At 41.0% G+C, this 12,954-nt stretch carries 10 protein-coding genes and 1 tRNA gene; 9 read left to right on the top strand and 2 right to left on the bottom strand.

All coding sequences use genetic code 11. From position 1 onward, the window contains the following. Nucleotides 1–4: 4 nt before the first annotated feature. The 9 genes from PQO05_RS07095 to PQO05_RS07055 all read left to right on the top strand — a co-directional run bounded on the left by PQO05_RS07095 (nucleotide 5) and on the right by PQO05_RS07055 (nucleotide 7,854). Nucleotides 5–715 (top strand): MotA/TolQ/ExbB proton channel family protein, encoded by a 711-nt coding sequence (locus PQO05_RS07095; protein WP_273632005.1) that lies wholly within the window; start codon nucleotides 5–7, stop codon nucleotides 713–715. Continuing rightward, a complete protein-coding gene (locus tag PQO05_RS07090; RefSeq protein ID WP_273632004.1) occupies nucleotides 715–1,113 on the top strand; it encodes an ExbD/TolR family protein in 399 nt (132 codons plus the stop codon). Before PQO05_RS07095 ends, PQO05_RS07090 begins: the two co-directional genes overlap by 1 nt. A gap of 9 nt (nucleotides 1,114–1,122) precedes the next feature. Then, entirely contained in the window at nucleotides 1,123–1,941 is an 819-nt protein-coding gene (locus PQO05_RS07085; protein ID WP_273632003.1) for an energy transducer TonB, read from the top strand. A 164-nt stretch (nucleotides 1,942–2,105) separates the two neighbouring features. Then, nucleotides 2,106–2,489 (top strand): four helix bundle protein, encoded by a 384-nt coding sequence (locus tag PQO05_RS07080; protein WP_273632002.1) that lies wholly within the window; start codon nucleotides 2,106–2,108, stop codon nucleotides 2,487–2,489. A 68-nt stretch (nucleotides 2,490–2,557) separates the two neighbouring features. After that, nucleotides 2,558–3,856: a bifunctional folylpolyglutamate synthase/dihydrofolate synthase gene (locus tag PQO05_RS07075; protein ID WP_273632001.1), complete on the top strand. Its 1,299-nt coding sequence runs from the start codon at nucleotides 2,558–2,560 to the stop codon at nucleotides 3,854–3,856. A gap of 179 nt (nucleotides 3,857–4,035) precedes the next feature. Then, nucleotides 4,036–5,772 (top strand): phospho-sugar mutase, encoded by a 1,737-nt coding sequence (locus PQO05_RS07070; RefSeq protein WP_273632000.1) that lies wholly within the window; start codon nucleotides 4,036–4,038, stop codon nucleotides 5,770–5,772. Nucleotides 5,773–5,914: 142 nt separating this feature from the next. Beyond that, nucleotides 5,915–5,988, top strand: a tRNA-Asp gene (locus tag PQO05_RS07065). 261 nt (nucleotides 5,989–6,249) lie between these two features. Further along, nucleotides 6,250–7,500 carry a site-specific integrase gene (locus tag PQO05_RS07060; protein WP_273631999.1) on the top strand — a complete coding sequence of 417 codons (1,251 nt, stop codon included), beginning with the start codon at nucleotides 6,250–6,252 and terminating at the stop codon, nucleotides 7,498–7,500. Nucleotides 7,501–7,578: 78 nt separating this feature from the next. Continuing rightward, nucleotides 7,579–7,854, top strand: coding sequence for a DUF1016 N-terminal domain-containing protein (locus PQO05_RS07055; RefSeq protein ID WP_337942928.1), 276 nt, complete (start codon nucleotides 7,579–7,581; stop codon nucleotides 7,852–7,854). Between the two features lie 1,002 nt (nucleotides 7,855–8,856). Here the strand turns inward: PQO05_RS07055 and PQO05_RS07050 are convergent. Together PQO05_RS07050 and PQO05_RS07045 are read right to left on the bottom strand one after the other, a co-directional pair. Further along, nucleotides 8,857–9,108 (bottom strand): hypothetical protein, encoded by a 252-nt coding sequence (locus PQO05_RS07050; RefSeq protein WP_273631998.1) that lies wholly within the window; start codon nucleotides 9,106–9,108, stop codon nucleotides 8,857–8,859. 7 nt (nucleotides 9,109–9,115) lie between these two features. Further along, a complete protein-coding gene (locus PQO05_RS07045) occupies nucleotides 9,116–12,952 on the bottom strand; it encodes a DUF6443 domain-containing protein (RefSeq protein WP_273631997.1) in 3,837 nt (1,278 codons plus the stop codon). Between the last annotated feature and the right edge of the window lie 2 nt (nucleotides 12,953–12,954).

Raw genomic sequence — 12,954 nt, 5'->3', positions numbered from 1 at the left:
CAAAATGACGCTATTACTGCTGATAACTGATACTGCTTCACATATTGTTGATTCAATTAGTCACGCTACTGCTGCACCAACCACCATCCCGCAGGAAGACCTGCGCTTTGGCGACCTGCTGGTAAAAGGTGGCTGGGTGATGATCCCTATCGCTATACTGGCAGTATTGGGCTTAGTTATATTTTTCGAACGCTTTTTTACTATCCGTAAAGCATCGAGGGACGAATCGAGCCTGATGGCACAGGTTCGTGATAATATCCATAACGGCCGGCTGGAATCAGCCATTGCCATCTGCAAAAACAGCAATACACCGCTTGGCCGTATGCTGCAAAAAGGTTTGTTACGTATCGGTCGCCCGATAAAAGATATTGAAGGCGCTATCGAGAACGTAGGTAAGATTGAAGTATCTAAACTGGAGAAAAACATTGGTATCATTGGCATTGTGGCTGGTATTGCACCCATGTTTGGTTTCCTCGGTACCATTGCGGGTGTAATTAAGATCTTTTACGATATTTCTAAAACAGATAACATCAGCATGGGTGTAATCTCAGGCGGTTTATATGTAAAGATGGTAACCTCGGCAGCGGGTCTGTTTGTGGGTATCGTGGCTTACGTTTGTTATCATACATTAACAATGATGGTTGATAAGGTAATCCTGAAACTGGAAACCGATGCCATTGAATTTATTGACCTGTTAGAAGAACCAAGCAAATAATGAATTTAAGGACAAGAGGTAAACGGGCATCTGCCGAGGTACACACCTCGGCCATGAACGATATTATGTTCTTCCTGCTGCTGTTTTTCTTAATTGCATCAACAGTAACCAACCCGAACGTAATTAAGCTGATGCTGCCCAAATCATCATCAGGCCAATCGGTATCTAAAAAAACAATTACTGTATCGGTAACTAAAGATCTGCGTTATTATGTAGATAAGAAAGAGGTGCTCGAAGCTGATCTTTCTACCACGCTGGCATCCTACAAAACCATGGCTACCGAGTTAACCATTGTATTATATGTCGACAAAACTGTTGCCATACAAAACGTGGTAAGTGTGATGGATACCGCGCAAAAATTAAATATAAAACTTGTTTTGGCTACCGAGCCTAAATAGTGGAGTGTGATGGATTACCGCAGCGAAGAAAATAACTACCCCAAAGCATTTTTGGCAACAGGCATTATCCTGGGGCTAATTATTGCTATGTGTTATTTTATGGTATTTAAAATGCCCGTAAAGCAGGAAGACGGTACAGGAGGCATACTGGTTAATTACGGCACTACCGACGAAGGTATGGGCAACGACTACATGAGTACAGAAGAACCATCGACTGCCGAGCATGCCAACCATACCAAACCTGATAAGGTAACCCCTGCCCCACCAACAGACCAGCCTACGCCGGTTGATAACAGCAGCAAACAAGTTGTAACCCAAAACAACGAAGATGCGCCAGAGGTAAGCAACGATAAAAAACCAAGCGAAACCGTAAAGGCCCAGCAAGAAGTAACAAAAACGCCACCTAAGCCTGCAGTAGTAAACCAAAATGCACTATACAAAGGCCCAACCAATAAGGGTACCGGCGAAGGTGATGGTAATGGTAGCACGCCGGGCAACCAGGGTAAACCTACTGGCAGTACCATGGCAGATAATTACGATGGCACAGGATCCGGAAACGGCGGAACAGGAATAGCGCAGCGCAGTTGGACCAACACGCCTGTAAAACCAGACGGTAAACGGCAGGTAGGCAAAATTGTGGTTGATTACCGCGTTGACAAAAACGGCAACGTAGTATATGCCAAAGCTGGCGGCCGTGGTACAACAATAACCGATTCTGATTTGCTGCAAAAATGTGAAGATGCGGTTAAAAATGCCAAATTAAATGCCCCCGACTCAGCGCCCGATCTGCAACAAGGTAAGGTGACTTTTATATTTAAAGCGCAATAGGTTTTGAGTAGCAGTGGCGGGTGGCAGTAGCAGTATGCTAATCTTACTTTAAAAATAAGTAGCAGTGGCGAGTGACAGTAGTACTGTATTAATCTTATTTTAAATTAAGTAACAGTGACGAACGGTATGAGTAGTTAAACCTAACCCACACAATATACTATACCATGACAGGTAGTTTTAAAGAACTTAAAGTTTACCAACTGGCTTTCGATGCTGCCAAAGCCATATTTATAATTAGCAAATCATTCCCGAAAGAAGAAACTTATTCATTAACAGATCAAATCAGGAGATCCTCGCGATCTGTATGTGCCAATATTGGTGAAGGCTACAGGAAACGTTTGTACCCAAAGCACTTCACTTCAAAAATGACAGATGCTGATGGCGAAGCTACTGAGACAAGTATATGGCTCGACTTTGCTTTAGAGTTTGGCTACATCAATACTGAAGATTACACTGCACTTCAAAAGAAATATGAAGACATAGGCCGAATGTTAAATTCGATGGCTAATAATCCCGAAAAGTTTCTTCCTAAACCAACTACTCACTAACTTTACCATTACTAATTGCATTGCTGAGAACTGACTGCTACTGCCACTCGACACTGCTACTTTTTACCATGAATTACCAGGAAACACTCGATTATCTATACGCCCAACTCCCTATGTTTACACGCGTGGGCTCTTCTGCCTTTAAAGCTGATTTGACTAACACTTTAGCTTTATGTGCACTTGTAGATAATCCTCAAAATAAATTTAAAAGTGTGCACGTAGGTGGCACTAACGGCAAGGGTTCAACCTCGCACATGCTGGCTGCGGTGTTGCAGACTGCGGGTTATAAAACCGGGTTATATACCTCACCCCACCTGCGTGATTTTCGAGAACGCATCCGCATTAATGGCGAGATGATCCCCCAACAGGATATTATTGATTTTGTGGCCTATCACAAAGCAGATTTTGAAAGTATCCAGCCTTCTTTTTTCGAGATGACGGTGGCTTTGGCTTTTGATCATTTTGCGAAGAATGAGGTTGATATTGCCATCATTGAGGTAGGTTTAGGCGGAAGATTGGATTCGACCAATATAATTACGCCACTGGTATCCGTAATTACCAATATCGGCTGGGACCACATGAATTTGCTGGGCGATACCCTACCCCTCATTGCAGGCGAAAAGGCTGGCATAATCAAACCCAACATCCCGGTTATCATTGGCGAATATCAAAAAATAGTTGCCCCGGTTTTTGAGCAGAAAGCAGAAAAAGAACACGCCCCTATCACCTTTGCATCAGAACGATGGGATATCGAAGTAAAAGATAAGGATAGCAAGTATCTAACCTTAGACGCCACCCCAAAACTGACAACTGACAGCCGGCAACAGACAACCGAATACCGACTGGATTTAACCGGAAGCTATCAGCTTAAAAATGTAAAAACAGTGCTAACCGCCGTGGCCGAGCTGCGCAAACAGGGTTTCGAAATTACTGACATTCATATTCGCGCCGCACTTAAAAACGTGCAGGGCATTACCGGCCTGCAAGGCCGCTGGCAAACCTTAAGCACTAACCCGCTTACCATTTGCGATACAGGCCATAACCCCGAAGGCATACAGGAAGTTTTGAAGAATATTGCCTCAGTAAAATATAACCACCTGCATTTTGTAATGGGTGTGGTGAATGATAAGGACGTGAGCAAGATTTTAAAAATGCTGCCGCAGGATGCTACCTATTATTTCTGCCGGCCGGATATTCCGCGAGGATTGGATGCGGCTTCTTTACAAGCCCAAGCTGTTGAAGCAGGTTTAAAAGGGAAAGTATATCCATCGGTAAAAGAAGCATTAGCTGCCGCACAATCAGCGGCACAAAATGGCGATCTGGTTTTTGTTGGCGGCAGTACTTTCGTGGTAGCAGAGGTAGTTTAATTAATGATAAAATGATTGCCTTCGCATCGGTCTGCAAACGGCCAGGCTACGGCATTTCGCACAATTTCCGAGAATATTTTAAACATTATCGGCTCCCATCTATTATATAAAATACTTTTTATTATCATATTTGAGCTAACAGAAATAATCACGCTGTAAAACATAAAACAATCACATAAATGCAGGCTTTAGATCCAACCATTCTTCAGAAAGTAAACTCATGGCTTCAAGGAAACTATGATGCTGATGTTAAACAACAAATTCAAAAATTACTTGATGAAAATGCCGTTACCGAGTTAACCGATTCATTTTACCGCGATCTGGAGTTTGGTACCGGCGGTCTGCGTGGCACCATGGGCCCAGGCTCAAACCGAATCAATAAATACACGATTGGTGCTGCCACACAGGGCCTGGCCAATTACCTGAAAAAGAAATATCCTAACGAGAAAGTTAAAGTTGCCATTGCCCACGATAGCCGTAACAATGCCGATTTGTTTTCTAATATCACTGCCGAAGTTTTTTCGGCCAATGGCATCCATGTTTACTTCTTCGAAGCCTTGCGCCCTACTCCTGAGCTTTCGTTCGCGGTTCGCCACTTAGGTTGCAAAAGCGGTGTAATGCTTACCGCATCGCACAACCCAAAAGAATATAACGGTTACAAAGCTTACGGCGCAGATGGCGGTCAGTTTGTATTCCCCGAAGACCAGGCTGTAATGGACGAAGTTGCTGCTGTAAAAAGCGTCGACGATATCAAATTCGACCGTGTTGATGAAAATATTGAACTGATTGGCGAAGAGATTGATCAGCTTTACCTGGATAAGATCACCGAACTATCGGTATCTAAAGATGCTATTAAACGCCAGAAAGATCTGAAAATCGTTTACTCTCCTATCCACGGAACCGGTATAACCCTGGTGCCTAAAGCATTAAAAATGTTCGGGTTCGAGAATGTGATCTTAGTTGATGAACAAACCACGCCAGATGGTAACTTCCCAACCGTTATTTATCCAAACCCCGAAGAAAAAGAAGCTTTAACCCTCGCTCTTAAAAAGGCTAAGGAAGTTGATGCAGACTTAGTACTCGCAACTGACCCTGATGCGGACCGTGTGGGTATCGCCATTAAAAATAACGATAACGAATTTATCCTGCTAAACGGTAACCAAACCGGTAGCATGCTGATCAACTACCTGCTTTCTGCATGGGAAGATGCAGGCAAGTTAACAGGTAAAGAATACATTGTTAAAACCATTGTGACCTCGAACCTGATTGAGGCTATTGCTAATGCTAAAGGCGTTAAATTTTTTAACACCTTAACCGGCTTTAAATACATCGGCGAACTGATGACCCAACTGGAAGGCAAAGAAACCTTCATCGGCGGCGGCGAAGAAAGCTATGGCTATCTGGTTGGCGAACTGGTACGTGATAAGGATGCCGTTGTATCGAGTGCGTTTATTTCTGAAATGACTGCTTATTATAAAGACAAAGGCAGTAGCTTGTTCCAGGCTTTAATTGACACTTACATCCAATATGGTTTCTACAAAGAAAAACTGATCTCAATCACCAAAAAAGGTAAGAGCGGTGCCGAAGACATCAAAGCCATGATGGAAAAATTCCGCACCAACCCTCCTGCTACCTTAGGCGGATCGAAAGTAATTACGCTGAAAGATTACGAAATGGGTACAGAAACAGACCTGAACAGCAATACCATCACCAAGCTTAACTTCCCTAAATCGGACGTATTGCAGTTTATCACCGAAGATGGCGCTGTTATTTCGGCCCGCCCATCTGGTACAGAACCTAAAATTAAATTCTATTGCAGTGTAAACGGCAAACTGGCCAGCAAAGAAGCTTACGAAGAAACCGACAAACAACTGGAAGCAAAAATTGACACCATCATCCAGGATTTAGGTGTATAAGCCTTATTTCTAAACAGATAATCAAAAGCCCGGCTTGCTATGGTAAGCCGGGCTTTTTTATTTTTTAATAAATGCCTCAAATAAGGCCAAAATGGGCTTTGTAAATTAAAACCTATTTCTATCTTTGCAGTCCCAAACGGGAGGAGTGGTAGTTCAGCTGGTTAGAATACATGCCTGTCACGCATGGGGTCGCGGGTTCGAGTCCCGTCCATTCCGCAAAAACAATATCAAATCTGTTTATAACCGCTTAAATCAATGATTTAAGCGGTTTTTTTATGTCATAACCGCTCATCTTAATCTGCCTTTTATGATTCAGCCGGTGACCTATTCGGTGACCTGTTTGAATTGGCTAATTTAGACACCGAATTAACTTATAATAGGTTGATTTTAAAGTGCTTGTATTGATTTTATCGAGCTTAAAACAGCTCATTTAAACTCAAAATTAATGTCATCAAGTAACTTAAAAATTAGTGTGTTATGAAAACAACCCAAAGGTTCTCAGTCTTAATCTGGACTGACAAAAGAAAAACAGATACCAGCGGCCTCGCCCCTCTTTATGCGCGGATCACCTATTTAGGGCAGCGCGCAGAAATTTCCCTAAAGAAAAAAGTAGACCCCGCCAAATGGGATGCCAAGACCGGCTTTGTAAAAGGCAGTAGTCCCGAATCAAAAAGGATCAACGCTGTGATTAACGAAACCTTGGACGGAATTGATGAAGCCTTCAAAACCTTAAAGCGCTCTGAAGAATTTATCACGGCTGAGAAGATCAAACTATTCTATTCAGGTGATGATCGCAGCCGGAAAATGCTGTTGGAGGTTTTCGACCAGCATAATGCAGACCTCGAAAAGCTGATTGATAAAGATTTTGTTAAAGCAACGTTGACCAAGTACAAAACAGTCCGGTCAAAGACTGCTAAGTACATTCAGCATAAATATAACAAACAGGATATACAACTGGAGTCTATAGATTATGCATTTGTATCCGGGTTTGAGATGTATTTAAAGACCGTAGATAACATTGAACACAATACAGCGATGAGGTACATCAAAAACCTTAAAAAGATCATTAACCTGGCTGTAAATAATAAATGGCTTATCCATAATCCTTTTAATGCATTTAAATGCACTTACCGTAAAGTGAACCGGGTGGAACTGGAATGGGAAGAAATTACAACATTGGCAGCGCATGAGTTTAAGATCAAACGATTGGAAGAAGTAAGGGACACCTTTCTGTTTTGTTGCTTTACCGGATATGCTTTTGTAGATGTAGAGAAGCTAACGCCACAACATATTGTTGCAGGCCGGGATAAAGTGCTTTGGATCAAAACCACGCGTACCAAAACAGAAATAGATTCCAATGTACCATTGATCCCGCAGGCTATTGCCATATTGGATAAGTATAAAGATCATACTTGCCGGGAAGTTGAGGATAAATTATTGCCTGTTAAAAGCAATCAGAAGATGAATGCTTATCTCAAAGAAATAGCAGATCTCGCTGGAATCACTAAAAACTTAACAACCCATATAGCCAGGCATACTTTTGCCACTACTGTAACCCTTAATAATGATGTGCCATTAGAGTCGGTCAGCAAAATGCTCGGGCACACTAAGCTGACCACTACACAAATCTATGCGAAGACAAAGGACAGGAAAGTTAACCGTGACATGACCGCGTTAAAGAAACGTTTGAAAGAACAGAAATCATTAGCAGGAGGAGAATTAGCATGAGCTTAAATGAATCAATTATAGCCGACATCCAATCGATTATAAAGACCGCAAGGGGTAAAGCCGTCCTTGTCGTTGACAATGAAAAGGGTGTTAATGTACTGGCAGATTGGTAAGCGAATTTTTGAGGAAGAGCAAGGCGGTAGAGAAAGAGCTATATACGGAGACAGGCTAATAAGCTACATATCGGAAGAATTGGCCCCCAAGTTTGGTAGTTCCTTTTCCCCGAGAAATCTTAACTACTTCCGGCACTTTTACAGATGTTTTCCAATTGTGAACGCAATGCGTTCACAATTGAGTTGGACGCATTATAGATCATTATGGAGTATTGATAGTGAGGAAAAAAGAGGCTTCTAAAGTGGAGAATTCGGAGCCGTTGATCACTGATTTGCGGAATCAGTAATCAACGGCTCCGTAACACTTTGACCATCTCAATTGATTGATTGATTGATTGATTGTAAGAAGCTCATTGAATTTTCCACAAACATTTCCCCTATAAGGCACAGAACAGGGTGGTCAATGGCCCCATATTCTCCACACATTGCTCGTCACACCTTCGCAACGACGATCACCCTCAATAACGGTGTGCTGATAGAAAGCGTAGCTCAGACGATGGGAGATACCAGCATCAAGACTGAGCAGATCTATGCAATAGTCATGGATCATAAAATAAGTGAGGATACGAGCTTGTTAAGGCAAAAACTTGCTAATTTATAATATCCAACGATGTTTGAAATCACTGATCGTGATTTCAAACATATTATAAGACATAACAATCAATTTCAAGTAAAGACGAACAATAAATCTATATGATTTATAACCAATATCTCGACAAATTCAAATTAACGATTACGATACTTAACTATATTTTTTATTTGACATATTTATTATTCGTAAAAACCACCCCAGTTTTCCGATTCCGGAAAGCTTAGTTTATATACTTTCGTGTCCGATAGATTAAATAATAACATGCCCAAATATTTATATAATTCTCTCCAAACCCCATACGCCAAAATTTGTCATGTTTATCAATCTGAGGAAAGGCGTACCAAGGAAGTAAAACCAATTTTGGGTTAGGGCCAATTTGTAACATTCTCCCGATCTTCCTTAATAATATTATAATTAACTCTTACCTCATTGGCTGCCGCAAATAGTCAAATCGTTCATTTGAATTTTATTGCAGACTATTTATTTACTTAAAAATAATGCCCAGCAGCTAGGTAATTATACCATTAACAAATATGCGAAAAGACTAAAAATTTGAAAACTTCATACGTTTCCGAAACTTATAAAGATTGTATTCATTAAAGCAATTAATATTTGATATCTTATGCTAAAGCTTTCTAAATAAAAGAACGACTACTTTTTAAATCTTTTAAAAATTCGTTGTTGATATTCTAATTTTTTCCATATGTGATCATAAGCGTCTAATTCATTGTTAAAAAACATTAAATCATGTCTCTCGCCCTTTTCATCTAAGAAAAAATATTCCCATATACTATGATTTCTATAAATGATGCATGCATCAGGTTTTAGCCCATCGTCTATTGAATACCAGCGATCAGGAATATTATTAACTTTAATCTTATTTTTTAACTCATCTAAGTCCATATATAAATTAAGGTATAAATTTTGTATAGCCAAAATCATCAAGATAATTTAGTCCAATAGGCAATTTAAATTGAGTTCCTAGTCCAATATCCCAAGCGGTGGGCGCGATCAAAGATTTTTGTATGGGGAATGGCTTTACCACTTCAAATTTCAAATAGTCATTAATATCAGTTGATGGAGAGAGTGCTCTCATGTTGAATGGTGTGCCTACCGGAGATGCGTAAGAACCATAAATAGATCCATATCTATCCATTACTTGTCCAGGCATTGCTATCTCATTGGTCCAATTTCCCAGTGCACCTCCATTTGGAGGCCAAAAATTGGCAACATCGGTAGAAGTGTTAGATATTTCTGCAGATTCTACCTGTAGTGCTTTCACTGATGATGATATTTCCGATTCACCCGTAAAAAATAGAGCTGTTGAAGCTAATCCTGCAATGGCACCGCCAACATCATTATTTTTCGCCGCATTAACAAAATCAACAACGCCTCCAAATGGTGTTATACTTACTAAAAACCCTCCAATCCCTCCATACCAACCCTGTGAGCTGGGGCCACTATTCAGTGCCCCCCAAAGTCCTCCGTCGTCGCTCGCGCTCGATCCCTTGCCTCTCCAATACACACTAAACATATCCATGGTATGACTACTCATCTGATTAATCATTGCGTTCCACGATGCATCATATCTAAGAGGTGGGTGCTCAGTTTGTCCAGATAAATATTCCATATATGCCCCATAGTCGGCAGCGTCATTCATTGCATTATTATATCCATTGTATTCGATTTTGCCCAATGAATAGGATGTTGCATTTGCAATCTCGGACGAATAATCATAACTGAAATTCCCATCCGGATCGATATTTCTAATTGGATTATTGTAGGCATAGGAGTATGGACTCCATCTACGGCTTTGCTCGGCAGCATTATCTACACCATTCCATCTTGCAGTTACCGGGTTGTAATACCTTGCACCATAATCATACGCCCCTAAGTCTGTAGAAAGTTCTTTACCATTGTACTTGTATTGGTAATTATTATTGATATAATTAATGTCCCGGCCAAAGCCATAGTAATCACTTGTCTGTACAATGTTATTGGTTGATAAGGAGCTACCTGAGCCGTCAAACATGACCCTGATGTTGCCGAGATGGTCTGCAATCTGATATTCCTGCACATAAGAACCGGGGCTTCCTGGTCTTGCGCGCCCCTCATCTGCATGTATAAAATCAATCGTATTACCCGCATATTCGATACCGTTAATATAGCTTCGGTCTTCTCCGGCACCTGCTACCTGAATGATTCTTTCCAGCTTTTGTCCAGAGGTGCTATAGAGAAATTTGATCGTTTTGCCACTACTAAAATTGACTTGATCGGGTAGGCTTAGTTCGTTGTAGGTAATCAATGATATGCCTTGTTGCGTATCGGTCTTTTGGCTTCCATTGGAAGTATAGGTATATGTAGGATGATAATTTTCAGATCCGCCGTTATCCTGAACATCCAATAGAACATTTCCCCTTTGGCTACCTGTTCCATAATCATAAACAAGTTTGTTAAGGTATGAAGTTGGCGAAGAATTACGACTTAATGAAAGGATATTTCCAAGCTCATCATAGGTGGCGGCCTCATTAAAATTATCGTTGTTTGCGGATGATTTATAAAATGAATTAGTCAGGCGGTTCAAGTTATCGTAACCCAATACGTAGCCTTGCGTGCCAATTGGAGATGAAGCCCCCGGCTTGTTCAGGGTCTGCCAACTCACCGTACTGATATTTCCGTTGTATTGCGCTTTAGTACCGGCGTAATTTCCATTGGGCTGATCAAAATCAATCTGTTCAGCAAACAAGTCTGTCTGTGCGGGATAGGTTTCGTCTGCCAAATTTCCCGAAGTGGGATTATTTATGCGGGTCAACCATCCCCTGGTGTTGTAACGGTAATCTATGTGCTGATAAAACTCTGAGGATTCGGGATTATTACTTGCACTTAAACTGTGCAGATGCTTAGTAACAAGCTGTCCCATTTCGTTATACTCATATTTAGCGAGATTGATAACGGGCCCGGTAACAGCAGGTGTTATATACTGCTCCTTAAGTAAAATTTTCCTGCCGCCTTCATCATAACTGATAAAACTGTTTGTAGTAAGTTGTAACGAGGAAGACAGATAATGGGTGCGAATAGTCCTTGTTGGTAAGCCATTGTAGCTAAATTGAAATTCGTACTGGTCATATTGTCCGGAAGAGGTTACCGAATTTTTTACAGATTGCGCAATAGTTTTAACCGTATTTCCATAATTATCAAAATGATTAATGCTTAATAAATAGGTAGGCGTTGTCAAGCCGATGACCTCCGTTTTTTGGCCTGTTAGAAGCCCTATTGGCGAATGCTCTAATGTATCTATCGCTGAATTAGGTGGTACAAACACGGAGGAATTAGGATTGATATTACTGTTATTTAAAAAATCATAATTGTCATAATAGCTGACAGTAAGTACTTTTTTATTGTTTCCCAGTGCGATAGCCGGGTAGCTATTGTCTGAATATCCAAAATTGGTTGAATTGTTAGTAAAGGTTTCCGTAAATGGACCTGTAAAACCATCAATAGCGGTTTGGAGTGCAGCACGTGAAGATGTAGTATAATAATCTCCGGTTACCACAGCTCTGCTCCGTGCGTCATATTTCACATAAGACCATATTCCAAGTTCTGCCTGTGCGGGATTTTGAGACAGTACCAGTTGATCTAACTTGTTATAAACTGAATACTCCCATCCTTTGCCAGGTATTCTTTTTTCAATTAACCTGTTCCTGCCATCGTAATGATAGGCGTAGAAAAAATTTATTGCTACAGCATCGGATTCTATAAAACTGGTTGGCAGATTTACGGCAACGGGAATTGTCGGCAACGGTGGTACAACGTAGCGCAGATTTCCGGCATCGTCATAAATATAATCTGTTGTCAGCATCGCCCCATTGTCTCCCTGCATTTTTCTGCATATGGTATGACCATTTAAATCCTGATATTGAATAACACTATGGTTGTTCTCATCAGTTGCAGTTGTAGAAAAAAGCGTACCAGCCGGATAGTAAGTGTAAGATGCTCCACTATTTGAGGTATTTACCCGCCATAGCTTAACATCCTGACTACCATTCGTTCCATAAGATGATTGCAGATCATGACCCGCACCAGTTTTCCAGGTCGTTCCTGGGTAACCCTGTTCCATAGGCCTGCCAAAAGAATTTTGCTCATAGATGCTCTCGCTGTATGGGTTTGTCGTATTCGCAACTTTTAAATCCGGTTGCTGAAAAAACTGGTATTGATCGCTATCAAAATAACTGGTTGGGCCGGTAAGCGCAGTATTTCGGTAACTACCGGAAATATTGTTGCCGTCTGTGTAAGCCTGATATTGTTTAGCCTGCCTACCCATTGCATCATACTCAACTGGCGAAATAACATCATTTAAATTTGGACTTGCCTTCGTATTAACTGTTTGTTGTAGCCGCCCGAACCCATCGAGATATTGAATCTGTTGACTGACCTCATTAATATTTTTACCCGGTATCTGACTTGCATCGGTTGTTGCGATTCTAGGAACATTAGTTACAACATAATTGTGATCGTTATTGGGCGTGCTGTTAAGGGGAATTACAGGCGAAATACCTAAGGTCATCGGACCATGGGAGCTAAAACCAGTCACTAGCCTGATACTTTGTGTTGCAACAATATTTCCTGTTGTATTGGGCTTACTCAATACAACATTCTTTTGCGCATTTACCTGTGCAGGTAAAAAAGAAAGTCCGCTAATAAAAGCAAAAATATATATTACGGAACATTGGAATATCTTTCTTTTCATCA

Source organism: Mucilaginibacter jinjuensis (assembly GCF_028596025.1).
Classification (GTDB): domain Bacteria; phylum Bacteroidota; class Bacteroidia; order Sphingobacteriales; family Sphingobacteriaceae; genus Mucilaginibacter; species Mucilaginibacter jinjuensis.
This window is presented reverse-complemented; position numbering and strand designations above follow the sequence as displayed.